The following is a 20,168-nucleotide window of genomic DNA, read 5'->3' on the forward strand; positions in this document are numbered from 1 at the left end:
TATGAAAAACAAAACCAAATCTTTAATCACGATCCTTTTCATTGGAATCAATTTTTTCCAATGTGACCTTTTTGAACCTAAAGACAAAATTACTAGTAATGAATTAGTAGAAATTGTTACTTTACAACAATTGAATGCAAATAGTATGAGCGAAGGCCAAAGATTAGGTCTTACAATCGCTTATAGCCATAGATTCAGTGTAAAAAATGGTCCTCAACTTTTTTGTCGCGAATATTCAACTGCTTATTTGGAGAAAAAAGCGGAGTGGGAATTAAACATAGAACAAACTTATGCGACAATCGGAAATGCAATTGGGATCGATATTGTCGTAGAGAGAATTGAAGGACCATGTGCCATCAGTAACAAAATCAGCGCATGTCACTACGACGGTGTTGATGGGATTAACGATTTAATTCCTTACGCTTATTCGACAGAAGGTGAACATCAGTATTTAATTCCAGCTTATATCTACTATGGTATTACAAATCTCAAAAATGCGAAAGAAGCATGTGAAGGATATAATGGAACATATGTTTGTTACGATCCAAACAAATGTTGGCAATAAACAATAAATTTAACCCAAAGAACTAAGTGAAAACGATTTAGTTCTTTGGGTTTGGTATTTTAATTTATTTTTCCTCTTCCGATAAAAAAGTATAATCCCACTGATTGATAGAATCGCAGGTGTGAGCCCAAAGATAACCCAAAGAATTTTACTAAAATGATTGGCAAAGGTCCCAAAATGCAAAGGCCTAAACGAATCCAAAAATCGAACGAGTAGTGTTTCACTCGACATATCTACACGATGTGTTTGTTTTTTTGAATTTGTATCAAACAATAAGTAAGAACCATAACGACTTTCCCAAGGAGATGATTGGATTCGATTTCCATAAAACCCAATTGGATCCCCAACTTGATGATGTGGAAAGGAAATATACCCTAGTTGAAATCCATCGATTTCTTCTTTACTACGAATGATGAATTCATCCAGGGATTTTGATTCAGACCAAAGGCCATGGACAACCGTTTCTTCAGGATGGGTTTGAATCAATGTGTCTCGTATACTCCACCATCCTCCTGTCATCGCTAAAATCAGATGGAACCAAACTGCATTGATTCCGACAAACTTATGTAAGTCTGAAACAAGGATTTGGAATGATTCACGGAATCGGAATCGAAATAAACTCATCCAGAATCTTTTATACAATTTGATACCAGTGATCACTAATAGTAAATATATGACAGCAAAACATCCTACTATGAAATAACCAACACCACCTAAAAACAAACTGTAATGCAAAACCAAAAGAAATCCATAAAAGCTATCACTTCGATCTTCTTTTAAAGAACCGATCACCTTACCTTCGTAAGGATCTAACAAATAGACATTTTCTTTACTTGGAAGATTTATATCATGGTACCAAATTTGGTCAGGTTGTTCTTTGTGATCAGAAACCAACCATCCAGCGACACTTCCCTTCGGAACTTCTTTTACCAAATGTTGATACAATTCATCAAAGGTTTTTCTTTTTAGTTTCGGTACGACTTGGATGGGAGAAATATAGGATTGGATTTCTTTTCCATACACAAGTAGGGAACCAGATACTCCGATTACGAATAAAAAACTAGATCCGAAAATTCCTAAGATCAGATGGATTTGGTACCAATGTTTTGCTTTCAAATGAAGATTCCCGAAGAAAGGATTTCTCCATATTATTGAGAATAGGTCTCATTATCAAGTATCTATTTTTCAGACTCTTCTCAGCAAGGCCGCTCACCCCCATCGAAGTCAGTTCAAACTGCTTGTTGGTGACAATGTCCTAAGGATTTGACTCACTTCTGGTCGGCAACTTCCGCATCCGGTTCCGGCACCTGTTTTTGTCATGATCTCACTCAAATCTTTTGCTCCTTCCCGGATCACATCTTCGATATTGCCTCGCCCCACCCCATTACAAGAACATACAAGAACACCTTTAGGTGGTTTGGCGGTAGAGATACTCGATAAAAGTTGTTGTCGTTTCTCACCTAATTCTAATCCAGAAGCGATCAAATTTTTGTATTCTACAAATTCAGATTTATCACCAACGAGAATTGCGCCTACAAGTCTGTCACCTTTCACAATACATTTTTTGTATTTCCGTTTCTTTCGATCCATAAATACAATTTCTTCGTATTCATCTGTTAGGTTTTCAAATTGAACTCCTGGTAAACGAAGTGACACAAGCTCTAAACCAGGGATTTTCAGAAGATTGGAATGTAAGGAACCTGAATACGTATGAAATCGATACCCATAGATATGACTTGCTGCGATTTTTGCTTGTTCTTCAGCCGCGAGAACAGTTCCGTATACACCTGAGGCATGTTCTGCGACCTCGCCAATCGCATAAATATCAGGATCAGATGTTTGTAAAAATTCATTTACCTTGATCCCTTCTCCAATTTCAATTCCCATTTCTTTTGCTAAGGACAAATTGGGACTTGTTCCCATCGCATAAACAATTCCATCTGGGTATAGTTTTTTTCCATCCTTCAATTCCACATAACTAACTCGATCATATCCATGTACTTTTGCGATTTCTGAATTGAATAAAACTTCGATTCCACGGCTTTCAATTTCTTCTCGTAAGATATCACAAGCCACAAGATCGAGTTGTTTGGACATCAGCCGATCCGTTCGCACTAAAACAGTCACTTTCACTTGGAGAGATTTTAATGCAGACGCAAGTTCCAATCCAAGCAGTCCACCTCCAACAATCAAAACATGGGAATCTGGAACAAAAAATCCTTTGATTTTATCGGCATCGGTTTTTGCTCTTAAACTAAAAACTCCCACCATATTCGGAGAAATTGTCTTTGGAATTTGTGCCGAACTACCTGTGGCAATGATGAGTTTATTGTATGAGTAAGAATTTCCCAAGGAATCCTTAACAAGTTTTGCTTCTGGCAAAATTGTAGTCACAGAAGTGGAAGTATGAAGTTCAATGTCCCATGACTGTACTTCTTCTGGACTAACACTCGCTAGTTCCATAAACAATTTTTCACCACTGATAAAATCAGGAAGTAAAATACGATTGTATAACGGATTTTCTTCCTTACATAAGACGGTGATTTCATCTTCAGGACAAAGATCTTTGTAGTGTTTAATGAAAGCGGATGTACTGTTCCCACCACCAATGATTAGAATTTTTTCTTTTTCTTTTTGATATTTTCGAATTTGCACTGCAGAGATTTTGAAGCCAGGTTGTTTTGAAAACGGATCAAATTCTTTATTGGTTAAATTATTTGCACGGGATTCATCGTTTTGCTTTTTTTTGCCCCAATGCATTGGTAAAAACACAGTTCCTTCTTTGATTGTATCTGTGATTTTCGCTCTCACTCGAACAAGACCTCGTTCATTGAAAACTTCTACAAGTTCTTGATCTTCAATACCAATGGACTTTGCATTGGTTGGATGAATTTCTAAATAGGGTTCACTTTTATGTTCCATGAGTTTACGGACTTTCCCCGTTCTTGTCATGGTATGCCATTGGTCTCTAATTCGACCCGTAGTGAGTATCAATGGAAATTGTTCTGAAGTTTTTTCCGATGTGTCATCTGGTTTCACATCAAATATTTTTGCCTTTCCATTAGGTCGATAGAACTTGTGATCTGTAAATAACCTCGGGGTTCCATCCAAACTATTTTCAGGAAAAGGCCATTGCACGGAACGTTTCTTCTGTAATATCGAATAGTTCAATCCACTAATATCAATTTTTGTACCTTTTGTTAATGCGGCATGTTCCAAAAATACATCTTCTTCAGAGTTGTAAGCGAAGGATGCACCATATCCCATTTTTTCAGCAAATTTTTGAATGATCCATGTGTCAGGAGTGGCTTCTCCAGGAGGATCGATGACCTTTGAAAGATAAGTCACTCTTCTATCAGAGTTAGTCATCGTTCCTTGTTTTTCTGCCCATCCTGCTGCTGGTAATACGAAGTCGGCATAAGGGATAGCAGCCGAACTCATCGAAATATCTTGTACAACGACAAGCTCTGCTTCACGTAACCCTTGTTCTACTGTTCTTGCATCGGGTAAACTTGTTGTAGGATTTGTACAAACAATCCAAACTGCTTTCATTTTTCCCGTTTTCAGATTTTCAAACATCTCAACGGCCGTATAACCAGGTTTACTTTGAATTTTTCCTTCTGAAATTCCCCAAAACATTTCCACTTCGTTTCGATGTTCTGGATTACTCAAGTCACGATGTGCTGGTAATAAATTACAAAGGCCACCAACTTCTCTCCCTCCCATGGCATTGGGTTGACCCGTAAGAGAAAAAGGACCTGATCCTGGTTTGCCAATTTTCCCTGTGATGAGCGATAAATTGAGTAATGCTAAATTTTTATTTACACCTATCACACTTTGGTTTAAACCCATGGCCCATAAGGACAAAAATCCTTTTGCTTCATGTATGTAGCGAGCAGCAAGTGTTATGTCTTCGATAGGAATCCCACAAGTTTTTGCTGCTTCCTCTAAATCAAAGTTTTCTAGAAATGTTTTTAATTCACTAAACCCATCTGTATGTGACTCAATAAAAGAATGATCTATCCAATTTTGATCGATCAAAATTTTGGCGATGGCATGGAAAAGATAAATATCTGTTCCCGGATGAATTTGAAGATGAAGATCTGCGTCTTCACATGTGTCTGTTCTTCTCGGATCTACAACTATGAGTTTTGTATTGGGAAAATTTTTCTTTTGTGCTTCAATCCTACGAAATAGAATAGGATGGCACCAAGCAGGGTTCGCTCCTGCAATGAGAAAACAATCGGCAAGCTCAATGTCTTCATAGGAAACAGGTACACTGTCTTCACCTAAGGACATTTTGTACCCTACAACTGCTGAACTCATACAAAGTCTGGAATTGGTATCGATGTTATTACTTCCGAGAAAACCTTTGATTAACTTATTGATGATATAATATTCTTCTGTTAACAATTGTCCTGAAACATAAAAACCAACGGAATCGGGTCCATACGTGTTGATCAGTTGTTTAAACTTTTCACTAATGGAATCGAGTGCCTGATTCCATGAAATCCGTTTTAAATCTTCTTTTCGATCGGAACGTTTCATCGGATAAAGAATGCGATCACTGCGATCCATCACAGTATAATGTAAGTTTCTTCCTTTAGAACATAACAAACCTAAGTTAGCCGGGTGTTCTTTATCCCCTTCCACTCGAATTTCATGATTTCCTAATTTTTCAACTGTCACACCGCAGCCAACGCCGCAATAAGAACAAGTAGAAGGATATGTTTCTTTGATTTGCACAAAGGAAAATTAGCAATTATTATGCCAAATGCTGAAAATTTCATAAAAATGCTTATTCCCATGGGAAAAATGCCAAAGTCTATCAAATCCGCCATTCCTGTTTCCTAATATTCTAAATCTGGAAATGCAAATTGTACATATCTTACACAATTTGCATGATTCACATCGATTTTACGAAATCATTTTCATCGGAAACCAAACCAAAAGTTCGAATTACGAAGAAAACGGAGAGAGAAACTACATAAGAATACCCTAATTCCATCAGAAAACATACAATTTGTGTAAATTCCCTACGTATCTTTGCTAAATTAGACCTTTTTTTGAACTAGATGCCCTTCTTAGGTACACTTCGTGCATAAATAGAAACAAAGGGTTCCCTATTGGTACCTTTAATTTCTGCCCTGGGTTAGGTATAAAGATGATCAAACGGAAGTTAGTTGTCATTGGAAACGGAATGGTTGGTCACAGATTCTGCGAAAAATTAGTAGAATTCGGTGGGACAGATAAATTTGAAATCACAGTTCTAGGAGAAGAACCAAGACGTGCGTATGACCGAGTGCATCTCTCTGAATACTTTGCCAATCGATCTGCGGATTCTCTTTATCTATGTAGTCCAGATTGGTATAGAACCAATGGAATAAAATTATTATTATCAGAACCAGCAGTTTCACTTGATACAGTAAAACGAAAATTAGTCACGAATTTAGGAACCGAATTAGAATTTGATGAATTGATTTTTGCTACAGGATCTTCTCCTTTCATTCCACCACTGGAAGGACTTAACAAAGAAGGTGTTTTTGTTTATCGTACAATTGAAGATTTAGAAGAAACATTAGAATACAGTAAAAAAATCAAAAAAGCAGCCGTGTTAGGTGGTGGATTACTCGGTTTGGAAGCGGCAAAAGCACTTGTCGATTTAGGAAAAGAAACACATGTCATTGAATTTGCACCAAGACTCATGCCACGTCAGTTGGATGATGGTGGAGCTTCTATTCTAAAAGCCAAAATCGAAGAAATTGGTGTCGAAATCCATTTGAACAAACAAACGGAAACAGTTTTAGGGGACAAAAAAATTGAAGGATTCGCTTTCAAGGATGGGGGAACCTTAGACTTTGATATGTTAGTTGTATCGGCGGGAATTCGTCCAAGAGATGAACTGGCGAAAGAAGCAGGAATCGCTGTCGGAGAACGGGGTGGAATCATAGTAGATGATGGGATGGGCACCAATGTGTATGGAATTTATGCCATTGGGGAAGTTGCTTTACACAGAAATTTTATTTATGGACTTGTTGCTCCCGGTTACGAAATGGCAGAAACTCTTGCCTTCAATCTTTGTAGCCCTGGAAGTAAACCAAAAGTATACGTTGGTTCGGATCTATCCACTAAACTTAAGTTAATTGGAGTTGAAGTCGCATCTTTCGGGGATGCCTTAGGACAAAATGAACATATTCCTATCGTTTTCAAAAACCCAAGAAGTGGTGTTTATAAAAAGTTAGTCATCTCTCCTGATGGAAAGTATTTATTAGGTGGAATTCTTGTAGGAGATGCAAAGGCATACGGAAACTTATTATCCTTTTACCTCAATAAAATGGAATTACCAGAAGAACCAGAAACACTCATTGTAGGTTCTGTATCTTCTGAAAATTTATTTGGTGCAGATACCTTACCTGATGAAGCAAAAATCTGTTCTTGCAATAATGTCTCAAAGGGAGACATCTTACATGCGATACGTGAAAAAGAATGTTTTGATATCGCTAGTCTAAAAAATTGTTCGAAGGCTGGTAGTGGTTGTGGTGGATGTCTGCCACAAGTAAATTCCATTTTGAAAGCAGAATTAAAAGTGCAAGGCAAAGTAGTTACCGAACATCTTTGTGAACACTTTAAATTTTCCAGAAAAGAACTGTTCCAACTCATCAAAGTAAAGTCCTTAAAGACATTTCCTGATGTTTTAAAAGAAGTTGGGAAAGGACATGGTTGTGAGATTTGTAAACCTGCTGTTGCCTCGATTCTGGCGAGTATCTGGAATGAACCAATTTTAAAACATAGAGAAATCCAAGATACCAACGATAAGTATTTAGCAAATATCCAAAGAGGGGGAACCTATTCGGTTGTTCCGAGAATCCCAGGTGGCGAGATCACACCTGACAAACTGATTGTGATTGGAGCCATTGCAAAGAAATACAATTTATATTGTAAAATCACAGGTGGACAACGCATCGATTTGTTAGGTGCAAGAATAGATCAACTCCCTGCTATCTGGAAAGATTTAGTAGAAAATGGTTTTGAAAGTGGCCATGCTTATGGAAAATCCATGCGAACTGTTAAAAGTTGTGTTGGATCTACTTGGTGTCGATTTGGAGTACAAGATAGCACTTCCTTTGCCATCAAATTAGAAGAACGATACAAGGGAATTCGTGCACCTCATAAACTAAAATGTGGTGTCTCTGGTTGTATCCGAGAATGTGCGGAAGCTCGTGGAAAAGATTTTGGAATCATTGCAACAGAAAAGGGATGGAATTTATACATCGGTGGTAACGGTGGTGTGAATCCAAAACATGCGATACTGTTTGCAGAAGATTTAGACGAAGATACCTGCATCAAATATATCGATCGTTACATGATGTTTTATATCCGAACTGCAGACAAATTGATGAGAACATCAACCTGGTTAGAACAACTAGAAGGTGGAATTGAATACCTAAAAGACGTAGTCATCAATGATCGTTTGGGAATCAACTCACAGCTAGACGAAGAAATGAAACATTTAGTAAACACATACCATTGTGAATGGAAAGATGTTGTGGAAGATCCAGAAAAACAAAAGAAGTTCAAACACTTCGTCAATAGCAACGAAACGGATTCTAACATTCAATTTATTGAAGAACGTGGCCAAATTCGCCCAATCGATTGGGTTGAAAAAGATTTAGTGAAAACTTAAAGAAAGAGGATACATCCGATGCAAACAAATCAAAATACAAAAGAAAAAGTATTCATTGGCCCAGTTTCAGACTTTGAAAAAGAAGGTGGAGTCAGTGCAAAAATTGGGAACAAACAAATTGCAATTTTTTACTTTGAGTCCAAAAACGAATGGTATGCATGTGATAATGCTTGCCCTCACACAGGAGACATGGTTTTATCCAGAGGTTTGTTAGGTGACACAAATGGAGAACCAAAAGTTGTATGCCCACTACACAAACGAAACTTTTCCCTGCAATCGGGAGAGTGTTTGAATGATGAAAACTATAAAGTAAACCTCTATAAAGTCTTAGTAGAAAATGGATCTGTCTATTTAGAAGTGGATCCTTCCCTTTTGTTACCTTCTGGAATTGTGTCATGAACCTTCCTATGGCATCCAAACAAAGTGGTAAGGTTTATTTAGTGGGTGCAGGACCTGGCGACCCTGAACTTCTTACGATCAAAGCATTAAAGATACTCAGAAAAGCAGATATTGTCTTTTATGATGATTTAGTTTCTCCTCGGATCCTTGGAGTTTGTCGAAAACGAATCCAAATGGTTTATGTAGGGAAACGATTGGGAATTCATAGTTGTTTACAAAATGAAATTAACGATAAACTCATCGAAGCAAGCCAAAATCACAATACAATCGTTAGGCTGAAAGGAGGGGATCCTTCCATATTTGGTCGCGTGGGCGAAGAATATGCATCCCTTTTACAGGAGGGGATACCTTGCGAAATCATCGCTGGAATTACAACTGCCTCTGGTGTTGCCTCTTCCCTTGGATTCCCACTCACCCATAGAGATTATGCGAGAGAAATTTTGTTTTTATCAGGTCACAAAAAAGACGGAGTCAACTCTGATGCCTTCCAAAATTTAAATTGTGTAGGCAAAACAATTGTAATTTATATGGGATTAAATTCACTTCCCTTGATCGTCTCGGAATTGATCACTGCAGGGAATGCAAAAACAACTAAAATTGCCGTAATTCAAAATGCAACTTTAGATACGGAACGCGTTTTTACTGGCGATTTGGAAACAATCGAAACCATCGTATTAGAAAACGAGGTCAAATCACCGGCTATTTTGGTGATTGGTGAAATTGTTCGATTTTATGAAGAGATGAAATTTTTGAAAAATGGCTGTGCTTCCATTCTATCTCCGATATAAGGGATAAGAATGAATGATATCACAGGAAAAAGAACAACTCTTCGGTTTGCAGAAGCAGAAGGGTTTGTCTATTGTCAAAAAGAAACCATCGAACGGATAAAATCCAATACTCTCCCCAAAGGAGATTTGTTTGGAGTTGCAAAAGCCTCTGCACTGTTAGGTGCAAAAAAAACAGCAGATCTCATTCCACACTGCCATCCTGTTACCATCGATTCATTTTCAATTCAATTTGAAATTATAGAAGAAAAAAATGCAGTCCGAATTTTGACTCAAGCAAAATCAATAGGAAAAACTGGGATCGAGATGGAAGCATTAACTGGTGTGACTGTCGCCGCTCTTGTCATCTATGATTTATTAAAACCGATTGATAAAACACTAGAAATATCTTCTGTTCGATTGTTGGAAAAAAAAGGAGGAAAAACAGACAAACAGATTGCAAAATTTGCATTTGGCTCCACAGCCAAGATATTAGTTTGTTCTGATTCTTGTTTTGCTGGAAACAAAGAAGATGGATCAGGTAAAGTCATCGCCGAACTTCTTAAAGAAGAGGGAGTGGACGTTTTAGAAACAAAAATTGTTCCCGATGAACCAACAGAAATCAAAGATACAATTATAAAATGGACGAGTGAAAAAATTGATTTAATTGTCACTACGGGTGGCACGGGGCTTGGACCAAGAGACAACACAACCGATACCATCAAACCGATGTTAGAAAAGGAAATACCAGGCATTGCCGAAGTCATGCGATCTTTTGGCCAAGATAGAACTCCATTTGCTATGTTATCCAGATCCATTGCAGGAAATATTGGAAAGTCCATCATCATTGCAGTTCCAGGGAGTACAAATGGTGCCAAGGAAAGTATGACAGCAATTTTACCTGCTATCTTTCATGCAAAAAAAATGATGATAGGAGAAGGACATTGATTTCTTTTGCTGAAGCGATCAATCAAATCACTAAGGAAGGAAAATCATTTGGTATTGAATCCATCTCCTTATCGGAATCCTATGGTCGCATATTAGCAGAAGAGGTAAAAGCGGATCGCGACTATCCACCTTTCCACCGATCTGCTATGGATGGCTTTGCCATCTCTTCGAATGATTTCATTGCACACACACAATTTCCTTGGGAAAGAGAACTGCATGCAGGATCTACACTCACCAAACAAAAAGAAGAACAAGTGATTCGCATTATGACAGGAGCTCCCGTTCCAGAGGGTTTTGATGCAGTCATTAAAGTAGAAGATTCCCTTTTATCCGAAACAGATGGGAAAAAAATGGTTTTGTTTTCTTTAGAATCCGTTTCCTCTTGGCAAAATATCGCCAAACAAGGAGAAGATGCAAAAAAAGATGACTTACTTCTTCCCATCGGAACTTCTCTCAGGCTCTCTGAAATTTCCTTACTTGCGAGCTTAGGAAAAACTAATGTTTTTGTATTTCCCGCACCAAAGGTAAATATCCTCTCTACAGGTAATGAAGTGGTTCCTATAGGTGTCACTCCCCTGCCCCACCAAATTCGAGATTCCAATTCCTTTACGATTTCGACATTTTTAAGAAAGTATCAAATCAAACCAAATCATATCTCTCATGTTCGAGATGAAGAGAATCAAATGAGAGAAGAGATCAAACAAGGATTATGTGGAGATATTTTAATTTTATCAGGTGGAGTGTCGATGGGAGAAAAAGACTTGGTTCCTTCTATCCTAAAAGAATTAGGTGTGGAAACCATCTTTCATAAAACAGCCATCAAACCAGGAAAACCAATTTGGTTTGGTAAAAAAAATAACACCTTTGTATTTGGATTACCAGGAAATCCATTCAGTGTACAAACCTGCCTTCGTATTTTTTTAGACCCTTTCCTAAGAGTCTGTTTCTCAATGCCAAAAGAAACCTATCTGAAATTTCCACTTTCCCAATTAAAAAAGAAAAAACATTCCCTTACAGAATTTTTTCCCGTACGATATCATACAAAAGAAAAAACAATGTTAGAACCAATTTCATTTAATGGAAGTGGTGATATCAAAGCAGGAATTTTTTCCGATGGCATCGCTCTTTTCCCGAGTGAAAAAAAACAAATCGATGTTGAAGAAGGAATCGAATTTTTACCTTGGTAAATCGTTTTTAATCAAATTGTACGTTCCGTACACAATTGATTCGAATTTTCTACAATTCTAATTTGATTCCCTTTTCTTTACATTTTCCTTAAGAAAACGCTCAAAAAACCCTTTATTTTTGTAGGTTTTACCAGCCTAAGAGTGAGTAGAATTGGTACGCTTTTTGCAATTATTCTCTACATAAGGAGAATCATTCCCGTGACGATTACACCTCATGCGAAAGCAACCAAAATCGATTTATTTAGTTTCAAAACTCCCCAGATGAGAACATTCCATCTCACTTGGATTGCATTTTTTCTATGTTTTTTTGGATGGTTTGGAATAGCACCACTTATGGTTTTTGTAAGAGAAGAATTATCTCTTACCAAAGCACAAATAGGGAACATCATCATTGCATCTGTTGCCATCACAATCTTTATGCGCTTATTGATAGGTTGGCTGTGTGATAAAATTGGACCGAGGATCGCTTATACTTTTTTGTTAATCTTTGGATCAATTCCTGTTATGTGTATTGGCCTAGCAGATAGTTATCTATCCTTTTTGTTACTTCGTTTAGCGATAGGTGCAATTGGAGCTTCATTTGTGATCACGCAGTATCATACTTCTGTGATGTTTGCACCAAACATTATAGGGACAGCAAACGCTACGACGGCAGGTTGGGGGAATTTAGGTGGTGGTGTGACACAAATGGTGATGCCACTTATTTTTGGATTCTTTGTTGCCTTTGGATTTACAACAGGAGTCTCATGGAGACTTGCTATGGTTGTCCCTGGGATTGCACTCTTTCTCATGGGGATCATCTACTATTTTGGAACCCAAGATACACCAGGTGGGAACTTTAAAGATATCAAAGATACTTATCCTACATTCCAGGGTGGCAAAAAAAATTCACTTGCGAACTTCTTTTTAGTGATGAAAGACTCAAGAGTTTGGTTGTTATTTTTAGCATACGGTGCTTGTTTTGGAATTGAATTAACAATCAATAATATTGCTGCCTTATACTATGTTGATCAATTCAAACTCACACCTGCAACTGCAGGACTGATCGCTGGTCTTTTTGGATTGATGAATTTATTTGCAAGAACCCTAGGTGGAGTTTTTGGAGATAAATTTGGCATCAAATGGGGGTTACGTGGTCGCGTCATTTGGTTATCTGCTGCACTTGCAGGCGAAGGGGTCTGTTTGATTTTATTCTCGCAAATGACCTCCTTGGTTCTTGCGATTTCTTCGATGATTGTGTTTAGTTTGTTTGTGCAAATGTCTGAAGGAGCGACCTTCTCTGTGGTTCCCTTCGTAAACAAAAAAGCAATTGGTGCTGTCTCAGGCATCGTGGGTGCAGGTGGAAACGTCGGTGCAGTTTCTGCAGGATTTTTGTTCCGAGGTGAATTAACTTACCAAAACGCCTTACTTTTGATAGGTGTGCTTGTGACAGTCTCTGCCTTTTTTGCCTTACTCGTTCGTTTTTCTATGGAAGAAGAAAAGGAAGTAGGAGAAGAAATGAATCAAACTGTTCCACCTATAGAAAAAAATCCAGAGTTGGCCACTGCCAACTGATCGCAAATACGATTCAAAAAATCCTTTGAGAGGCAAATTTCCACTTGTCTCTCAAAATTTTCACTTATACAATTTCTCTCTTAGGAGAGAACGATGGAAAAAACACATTACCGATCTTGTAATTTATGCGAGGCCATGTGTGGACTCCAAATCGAAGTTAAAAATGAAACCATCCATGGATTCAAAGGTGACCCTCTCGATTTGTTCAGTAGAGGACATATTTGTCCGAAAGGCCCTGAACTAAAAAGTTTATACGAAGATCCTGATCGATTAAAATTCCCTCTTAAAAAAACTGCAAATGGATGGGAAAAACTATCTTGGGTAGACGCCCTGTCTGAAATCGCAGAAAAACTTGTGAACATACAAACAAAGTATGGGAACGATTCTGTTGGGATTTATAATGGAAATCCAACAGTTCACAATTATGGTTCGATGTTATACGGACAAAGATTTGTGAGTCGCATCAAAACCAAAAACAATTTTTCGGCCACCTCCGTTGACCAACTTCCACACCAACTTCTCTCCTATTTAATGTTTGGTCATCAATTGCTAATCCCCATCCCTGATATTGATCGAACGCAGTATTTTTTGATACTAGGTGGAAATCCATTTGCCTCCAATGGAAGTTTGATGAGTGTACCCGATGTCAAAAAAAGGCTGAAGGCTATCCAAGATCGAGGTGGAAAATATGTTGTAGTTGATCCAAGAAAAACAGAAACAGCAGAACATGCAAATGAACATATTTTTATCAAACCAGGAACTGATGTATTCTTTCTATTAGCAATACTACATGTTCTTTTTTCTGAAAAACTGATCAAAGATAACCCTCTCATCGAAGAATCAGATATACAATCCATTCAAACTTTGGTTAAAGATTTTGACCTTGAAAAAGTTTCTAAAATCACTGGTATATCCAAAGAAACCATACATCAAATCGCTTTGGACTTTTCCAAATCATCGTCTGCTGTTTGTTATGGGAGAGTTGGTGTATCAACCCAAGAATTTGGTGCTCTTTGCCAGTGGCTTATCAATACAATCAACATCTTAACAGGCAATTTGGACAAGGAAGGAGGGGCCATGTTTACTTTGCCTGCTGTTGATTTGGTAGGAGAAGGATCAGTGATGCGTTCTTCCCCAGGTAGTTTTAATACGTACCAATCAAGAGTACGTAAACTACCAGAGTTCAACGATGAATTACCTGTCTCAGCTCTTGCTGAAGAAATTTTAACGGAAGGAGAAGGACAAATTCGAGCTCTTGTAACATCAGCTGGAAACCCAGTATTGTCCACACCTAATGGATCAAAGTTGGAAAAGGCTCTATCATCTCTGGACTTGATGATTAGTTTTGATTTTTATATCAATGAAACCACAAAGTATGCTCATTATATCTTACCTCCCACATCTACTTTAGAACATGATCATTATGATTTGATCTTTAATGTATTTGCCGTGAGAAACACGACCCGATACAACCAACCTCTTTTTTCGCCTGTAGACGGGATGTTACATGACTGGGAAATATTCTTCGATTTGACCAAACGGATGGAACTCGTTCGATCTAAAAAAGAAATGCCGAAAGAATTGATTAAAACTAAACTAACACCTGCCAGTATCATCGATCATGCCTTAAAATCTGGACCATATGGAACCAAACAAAATCCAGAAATTCAAATGAGTTTAGATCTTCTGAAAAATAGTCCTCATGGATTTGATTTGGGACCTTTAAAAAAATCTTTCCCAGAAAGGCTTTATACTGAAAACAAAATGATCCAACTATATCCTAAACTCTTAGAAAAAGATATCCCTAGACTCAAATCAAAATTCCGGGAACATTTAGATGCCAATCAATCCTTATTTCCATTTTTGCTCATTGGAAGAAGGCATTTGCGAAATAATAATTCATGGATGCATAACTTACCAAAACTGATGACCGGAAAACCAAGATGTACGATGATGATCCATCCCGAAGATGCAAACAATTTAGGAATTCAAAATGACGAAGAAGTCCTTGTCACTTCGAAAGTCGGAGAGTTAAAAATCCCAGTCGAAATAACAGAGGAATTGATGAAAGGTGTCGTGAGTATTCCTCACGGATTTGGACACAACCGATCTGGCACAAAACAAAAGGTAGCATCACAATTTTCTGGAGTGAGTATCAATGATCTGACTGATGACCAAACTCTGGATGAATTTTCTGGAAACGCTGCATTCAGTGGAATCCAAGTGAAAATCAACAAAATAAAAGTTTGATTGGTTTACTCTTCCGTTAATCTATGTACGAACAACTTTCTTCCACCTAACATGGAATACCGTTTCGGAAAATGGTTTAAAAATGTAAGAGCTTCAAGAGAACGTACACCTGACTCACAAATACAAACAATAGTTTGGTCCACATGTAAGTTAGGTTTTTTACCATTTCTCAATTCGGACAAAGGAAAATGAATCACATTGGCAATTGGATTTTCCAATACCTCTTCCATTTCTCTCACATCTAAAAGAACTGTAGCCCCATCTTTTTTCAGTTTGATCCATTCCTCATAGTCAATTTCATGTTTTTTTACTTTAGCATCTTGGGTTTGATTTGGTTTCTTTTGGCAAATACAATCCGGGTCTTCCTGAAGCTTGGATTGGTATAGGGAAATTGGATTCCATTCCATAAAATAAACTGTATCGAATTCGATTTGATTCGGATTTAATAAATACTGCAAAACTAAAGAGGCTTGGTAATTTCCAGCTAGAGTTGTTTGAACCCCTAAAACCCCACCTTCATTGCAACTCAATGTATCTCCTTGATTTAAATTGGGAAACAAACAACGATAACACGGATTTCCTTTTCCTGAAAAAATGGCAAATTGGGCACTTGTTCGATAAACAGATGCAGTGACTAAGGGAATTCCTTTTTCCAAACAGAAATCGTTAATCGCATATTTAGAAGAAATGGTATCCGTACAATCCAAGACGATATCCCAGGATTGAATCATTGATGAGTTCGTATAAGAATTGATAAACTCAGAATAGGTCTCAATTTTTATCCAAGGGGCATGCTCTATTAAAACTTCCGAAACGACTTCAATTTTTTTTCGACCAATATGATTCCATGTAAACAAAGTTTGTCGGTGTAAATTGGAAACTTCAACAATATCAAAATCAACAAGGCCAATTTTTCCAATTCCCGCAAGCGCCAATTGTAACGCAGAGGGACAACCAAGCCCACCCAATCCAATGATTAAAACAGAGGCATCTTCCCATTTTTTTTGCCCCAGTCCCCCAATTTCGGGAATCAAAGTTTGCCTCAGAAAAAATTTATTCTTATCTATATTCATGATATTGATTGTATCTCAATAGATTCAAAACGAACTGAATCTATTTACCAATTTTTACTCCGGATCATCAGAAAAAAATCAATTTTAGTTTCCATTGTAGAATTCTTCTATAAAATCGTTTATAACGATGACAGTGGATACTCGAAAATTTGAAGTTTTAAGAATTAGTATCCTATCCCACTGCAATTTTGCATGTGTTTACTGTGCACCGAAAGAAAAAGAAAATTCTTCCGCCAAACATTATCAAATGTTAAGCCCAGATCTTTTACAAAGAAATTTAAAACTCCTAATCGCTCATATCAAAATCAAAGAAGTTCATTTAACAGGCGGCGAGCCCACTCTTCATAAAGATTTAATCCAATTAATCCAAATCGTAAAACAAAATTCCATCCAAGAAATAGCCCTCACATCAAATGGTAATTTTAAAACAGGACTTTTGGAGGATATGTTGGCAGCAGGACTAACAAGAATTAATTTTTCGTTAGATAGCATTTCACAATCTGCATTTGAAAGGCTAAGTGATCGAAATATCTCAGTTTCCCATGTTTTGAATCAAATTGAATCAGCAAAACGTCTAGGTTTCAATGTTAAAATCAATACAACCGTTTTGCGAGGTTTTAATGATCGCGAAGTGTTAGATTTACTGACTTGGAGTGGGGAACGCAATATTCCAATTCGATTTTTAGAGTTTATGAAAATGGGGCCATTACACAAGGAACATCCTATCTACTTTTATTCTGCAGAAGAAATCCAAGAACAAATCAAATCTATATACCAAGTCCGTAATTATCCTACTCCAGAAGATTCGACGGCTCAGTACTTTATTACAAATGAAGGTTTTATCTTTGGTATGATCGCCAATCACACAGAACCATTTTGTTCTAGTTGTAATCGATTGCGCATGGATAGCCAAGGAAGAATTTACGGTTGCCTCAGTGATGAAACTTCTTTTGCCTTACCGGAAACTGATGACGAAATACAATTTACATTAGAACAAGCAATGTTAACAAAAAAAAAGGAATTCACAGGTTCCGAATTATCAATGAAGTATATAGGAGGTTAAATGAAAGTTGAAATTTTATTTTTTGCAGCACTCAAAGATTTTTTTCCTAGTAAACAAGAAAAGGAAATCGAAGCAAATACAACTGTTACAACATTAAAAGAGCTTTTATGTAAAGAGAATCCAAATGCCACAAAAATTTTAAATGTCAGTCGAGTTTCTATTAACCAAAGGATATCCAAAGATTCTGATCTTATACCAAACAATGCGGTACTAGCAATTTTACCTCCATCAAGTGGCGGTTAACAAATAATCCATGGATCATATCACAGAAAACAAAATTGAAATTCCCATGCTTCTACCTTCCTTACCCAAAATGGGAGGTTATGTTTTATTTACGGGTATTGTCAGAGATACCAATGAAGGAAAAACAGTAACTCATTTGGAATACGAAGCTTACTCAGTATTAGCTGACCAAATGATCCAAGATATCATTCTCGACTCCCAAAAGAAATGGCAACTTGAATATGCAAATTGTATCCATCGGTTAGGACGATTAGATGTCGGGGAAATTGCTGTGATCGTTTCTACAGGTTCTATGCACAGAGATGAAGCATACAAAGCAAATCGTTACATTATAGACCGAGTCAAACACGAAGTGCCCATTTGGAAAAAGGAATATTATATCGATGGTAGTTCCGAGTGGTCAAAAGGTTGTGTTCATGAGTCACATGAACACTGACCTCATTTTTTTACTTCTTTCTGGAGGACGAAGTGTCCGCATGGGAGAAGAAAAAGCATTTTTACCGATCGGGCATAGATCCAATTTTCTAAAAAAACTCATTCAAAAATTAAATGTATTTAGTAAAGACCTGTATATATCAATTCGTTCGGACCAAGTGAGTGAGTATACATCCCTATTCTCCAAAGAAAGAATCTGCATCGATCAAAATTTCCCCATACAAGGACCACTAATCGGATTATTGTCTTCCCATTTTCTTTTCAAACAGACAGAGCCAAATTATCAGGCAATCTTTGTATTTCCCATCGATATTCCTTTCGTAAAATTAAAAACAATTCAACGGCTCATCAATCTCTACCAAAAAAATCCAAATGGTTCGGGAATCTTTTACCAATCAAACTCGGGACTTGAACCTCTTTGTGGGATTTACCACCGCCAAACATTAGAAAATTGGGAATCAGAAATCCATTCAAAAACGAAACTTGAGTTTTCTCTTCAAAAGAAAATCCGATCAATTAGCCCACAACCTGAATATATTTCACTTCCTAAAGAAGAAGAGAAATTCTTTCGTAACATAAACACCAAACAAGATTTGGAGTTTTATTCACAATGAAGTTATTATCGAACAAAAAATTTTGGATATTTGATATGGATGGCACACTGACAGTTGCCAAACATGATTTTTTAGCCATCAAAGAAGAATTGGGAATTTCATTGGAGAAAGACATCCTCACATCCTTATCTGAATTACCAGAAGTGGAAAAAAAAGAAAAACAGATTCAACTCAATGAAATAGAATTCAAAATCGCCAAACAAGCCCAACCGATGGTTGGTTCCGCAAATCTACTCACTCACTTGAAAGACAATGGGCACCATATGGGAATTCTCACTCGGAATAGTTTTTCCAATTCCATCGAAACTTTAAAGGCAGCTGGAATCCATACATACTTCCATGAAAAACACATCATTTGCCGAGATAGGGTATTACCCAAACCAGAACCAGACGGTATTTTGTATTTAATGCAAGAATGGAATGCCACACCTAACCAAACGGTGATGGTGGGTGATTATCTTTATGATCTTTTAGCAGGAAAACGAGCAGGAGTCGAAACTATTTATATCGATCCAAGTGGAAATTTTCCTTATCAAAAAGAGGCCACCTATCAGGTCAAAGATCTCAATGAAATACTAACATTATCATCAAATTTGAATAGGATTCACATTGACTAATGGGAATTTAATTTCTACATATGTTCCCTTCTCACCATCAAATGAAATTTTTCCTTTCAATTGTTTCACTAAATTTTTAACAAGCATTATCCCTATACCTTTTGATTCACTCCATTCCCTTTCAAGTCCAAGTCCATTGTCTTTTACCACTAAAACAAATTCCTCACCTAATTTACCTAAACTCACTTCAATCATACCTTTACCTTCTTTTGTAAAAGCATGGCGAAAGGAATTAGAAACCAATTCATTTAAAATGAGTCCGATAGGGATGGCTCGGTCTAAATCCATTTCCAGTCCTTCTTCAATCAGCTCACGTAGTTCGATATTCGGATTCTCTTTCAAATAAATTAGTTTTAAATTGAACAAAATTGAATTAAAGATTTGGTTTAAATTTACAAAAAGAAGATTGGGGGATCCATAAATGATTTTGTGAACTGAAGCAATTGCATTGATTCGATTTTGAGTTAAATTCAATGATGTAGTTAGTTTTTCATCATTTTCCGATTCAATTTGCAAAGACATAAGCCCTGAAATAATTTGCAAATTATTATTAACACGATGGTGAATCTCAGTGAGTAGTTTTGATTTTAGCTTTAAATCCATTTCCATTTGAGACTCATGTTGGATTATGGTAGCTTGTTCTTTTTTGATAGTATGAACATAAATAAAAATCAAAATGAACATTGCATACAAATCTAGCGGATTCAACAATTAAGTGCAACGATTTAATTGGCACACCAAAAGACTTCGTTTGGAGTTTTGAATCCTAGAG

17 protein-coding genes are annotated in these 20,168 nt (G+C 37.0%); 13 read left to right on the top strand and 4 right to left on the bottom strand.

Going from position 1 to position 20,168, the window contains the following annotated elements:
* Nucleotide 1: 1 nt before the first annotated feature.
* Nucleotides 2-565, top strand: a complete 564-nt coding sequence (locus EHQ59_RS03320) for an LIC_11695 family lipoprotein (protein ID WP_135617722.1) — start codon at nt 2-4, stop codon at nt 563-565.
* A 9-nt stretch (nt 566-574) separates the two neighbouring features.
* Here the strand turns inward: EHQ59_RS03320 and EHQ59_RS03325 are convergent, their stop codons facing one another.
* A complete protein-coding gene (locus tag EHQ59_RS03325; RefSeq protein ID WP_135617723.1) occupies nt 575-1,681 on the bottom strand; it encodes a PepSY-associated TM helix domain-containing protein in 1,107 nt (368 codons plus the stop codon).
* A 108-nt stretch (nt 1,682-1,789) separates the two neighbouring features.
* Complete coding sequence (locus EHQ59_RS03330; RefSeq protein WP_135617724.1) at nt 1,790-5,311, bottom strand: nitrate reductase; 3,522 nt, start codon at nt 5,309-5,311, stop codon at nt 1,790-1,792.
* 418 nt (nt 5,312-5,729) lie between these two features.
* Here EHQ59_RS03330 and nirB point away from each other — a divergent pair, with 418 nt between their 5' ends.
* The 7 genes from nirB (at nt 5,730) to EHQ59_RS03365 (ending at nt 15,351) form a co-directional block, all read left to right on the top strand.
* Nucleotides 5,730-8,249 carry a nitrite reductase large subunit NirB gene (nirB, locus tag EHQ59_RS03335; protein WP_135617725.1) on the top strand — a complete coding sequence of 840 codons (2,520 nt, stop codon included), beginning with the start codon at nt 5,730-5,732 and terminating at the stop codon, nt 8,247-8,249.
* Nucleotides 8,250-8,267: 18 nt separating this feature from the next.
* Entirely contained in the window at nt 8,268-8,648 is a 381-nt protein-coding gene (nirD, locus tag EHQ59_RS03340) for a nitrite reductase small subunit NirD (protein WP_135617726.1), read from the top strand.
* The gene (gene cobA / locus EHQ59_RS03345) at nt 8,645-9,436 is read left to right on the top strand and encodes a uroporphyrinogen-III C-methyltransferase (protein WP_135617727.1); all 792 of its coding nucleotides are present in this window, start codon (nt 8,645-8,647) and stop codon (nt 9,434-9,436) included. Before nirD ends, cobA begins: the two co-directional genes overlap by 4 nt.
* 9 nt (nt 9,437-9,445) lie before the next feature.
* Entirely contained in the window at nt 9,446-10,360 is a 915-nt protein-coding gene (moaCB, locus tag EHQ59_RS03350; protein WP_135617728.1) for a bifunctional molybdenum cofactor biosynthesis protein MoaC/MoaB, read from the top strand.
* Nucleotides 10,357-11,547 carry a molybdopterin molybdotransferase MoeA gene (locus EHQ59_RS03355; RefSeq protein WP_135617729.1) on the top strand — a complete coding sequence of 397 codons (1,191 nt, stop codon included), beginning with the start codon at nt 10,357-10,359 and terminating at the stop codon, nt 11,545-11,547. The genes moaCB and EHQ59_RS03355 overlap by 4 nt, the downstream gene beginning before the upstream one ends.
* 198 nt (nt 11,548-11,745) lie before the next feature.
* Nucleotides 11,746-13,101 (top strand): MFS transporter, encoded by a 1,356-nt coding sequence (locus tag EHQ59_RS03360; protein WP_208652311.1) that lies wholly within the window; start codon nt 11,746-11,748, stop codon nt 13,099-13,101.
* Nucleotides 13,102-13,194: 93 nt separating this feature from the next.
* Nucleotides 13,195-15,351, top strand: coding sequence for a molybdopterin-dependent oxidoreductase (locus tag EHQ59_RS03365; RefSeq protein ID WP_135617730.1), 2,157 nt, complete (start codon nt 13,195-13,197; stop codon nt 15,349-15,351).
* Between the two features lie 5 nt (nt 15,352-15,356).
* On the opposite strand, the gene EHQ59_RS03370 is transcribed toward EHQ59_RS03365, so the two are convergent.
* Nucleotides 15,357-16,424 (bottom strand): HesA/MoeB/ThiF family protein, encoded by a 1,068-nt coding sequence (locus EHQ59_RS03370; protein WP_135617731.1) that lies wholly within the window; start codon nt 16,422-16,424, stop codon nt 15,357-15,359.
* 127 nt (nt 16,425-16,551) lie between these two features.
* On the opposite strand from EHQ59_RS03370, the gene EHQ59_RS03375 reads away from it, so the two are divergent.
* The 5 genes from EHQ59_RS03375 to EHQ59_RS03395 are packed head-to-tail and all read left to right on the top strand — an operon-like array spanning nt 16,552 to nt 19,396.
* A complete protein-coding gene (locus EHQ59_RS03375) occupies nt 16,552-17,487 on the top strand; it encodes a GTP 3',8-cyclase MoaA (protein ID WP_135617732.1) in 936 nt (311 codons plus the stop codon).
* Nucleotides 17,488-17,730: a MoaD/ThiS family protein gene (locus EHQ59_RS03380; RefSeq protein WP_135617733.1), complete on the top strand. Its 243-nt coding sequence runs from the start codon at nt 17,488-17,490 to the stop codon at nt 17,728-17,730.
* Nucleotides 17,731-17,740: 10 nt separating this feature from the next.
* Nucleotides 17,741-18,166: a molybdenum cofactor biosynthesis protein MoaE gene (locus tag EHQ59_RS03385; RefSeq protein WP_135617734.1), complete on the top strand. Its 426-nt coding sequence runs from the start codon at nt 17,741-17,743 to the stop codon at nt 18,164-18,166.
* Nucleotides 18,156-18,779, top strand: a complete 624-nt coding sequence (locus EHQ59_RS03390; RefSeq protein ID WP_244245363.1) for a molybdenum cofactor guanylyltransferase — start codon at nt 18,156-18,158, stop codon at nt 18,777-18,779. The genes EHQ59_RS03385 and EHQ59_RS03390 overlap by 11 nt, the downstream gene beginning before the upstream one ends.
* A complete protein-coding gene (locus EHQ59_RS03395) occupies nt 18,776-19,396 on the top strand; it encodes an HAD family hydrolase (protein WP_135617736.1) in 621 nt (206 codons plus the stop codon). The genes EHQ59_RS03390 and EHQ59_RS03395 overlap by 4 nt, the downstream gene beginning before the upstream one ends.
* On the opposite strand, the gene EHQ59_RS03400 is transcribed toward EHQ59_RS03395, so the two are convergent.
* Nucleotides 19,367-20,080 (bottom strand): sensor histidine kinase, encoded by a 714-nt coding sequence (locus EHQ59_RS03400; RefSeq protein WP_341867133.1) that lies wholly within the window; start codon nt 20,078-20,080, stop codon nt 19,367-19,369. The genes EHQ59_RS03395 and EHQ59_RS03400 overlap by 30 nt on opposite strands.
* Nucleotides 20,081-20,168: the final 88 nt, after the last annotated feature.

It is taken from the genome of Leptospira kemamanensis, from assembly GCF_004769665.1.
Taxonomy (GTDB): Bacteria; Spirochaetota; Leptospiria; order Leptospirales; family Leptospiraceae; genus Leptospira_A; species Leptospira_A kemamanensis.

Excerpts from the sequence above, each read along its gene's own strand:
- EHQ59_RS03320 (WP_135617722.1), top strand. The coding sequence starts at position 2 with ATGAAAAACAAAACCAAATCTTTAATCACGATCCTTTTCATTGGAATC.
- nirB (WP_135617725.1), top strand. The coding sequence starts at position 5,730 with ATGATCAAACGGAAGTTAGTTGTCATTGGAAACGGAATGGTTGGTCAC.
- nirD (WP_135617726.1), top strand. The coding sequence starts at position 8,268 with ATGCAAACAAATCAAAATACAAAAGAAAAAGTATTCATTGGCCCAGTT.
- cobA (WP_135617727.1), top strand. The coding sequence starts at position 8,645 with ATGAACCTTCCTATGGCATCCAAACAAAGTGGTAAGGTTTATTTAGTG.
- moaCB (WP_135617728.1), top strand. The coding sequence starts at position 9,446 with ATGAATGATATCACAGGAAAAAGAACAACTCTTCGGTTTGCAGAAGCA.
- EHQ59_RS03365 (WP_135617730.1), top strand. The coding sequence starts at position 13,195 with ATGGAAAAAACACATTACCGATCTTGTAATTTATGCGAGGCCATGTGT.
- EHQ59_RS03370 (WP_135617731.1), bottom strand. The coding sequence starts at position 16,424 with ATGAATATAGATAAGAATAAATTTTTTCTGAGGCAAACTTTGATTCCC.
- EHQ59_RS03375 (WP_135617732.1), top strand. The coding sequence starts at position 16,552 with ATGACAGTGGATACTCGAAAATTTGAAGTTTTAAGAATTAGTATCCTA.
- EHQ59_RS03380 (WP_135617733.1), top strand. The coding sequence starts at position 17,488 with ATGAAAGTTGAAATTTTATTTTTTGCAGCACTCAAAGATTTTTTTCCT.
- EHQ59_RS03385 (WP_135617734.1), top strand. The coding sequence starts at position 17,741 with ATGGATCATATCACAGAAAACAAAATTGAAATTCCCATGCTTCTACCT.
- EHQ59_RS03390 (WP_244245363.1), top strand. The coding sequence starts at position 18,156 with ATGAACACTGACCTCATTTTTTTACTTCTTTCTGGAGGACGAAGTGTC.
- EHQ59_RS03395 (WP_135617736.1), top strand. The coding sequence starts at position 18,776 with ATGAAGTTATTATCGAACAAAAAATTTTGGATATTTGATATGGATGGC.
- EHQ59_RS03400 (WP_341867133.1), bottom strand. The coding sequence starts at position 20,080 with ATGTTCATTTTGATTTTTATTTATGTTCATACTATCAAAAAAGAACAA.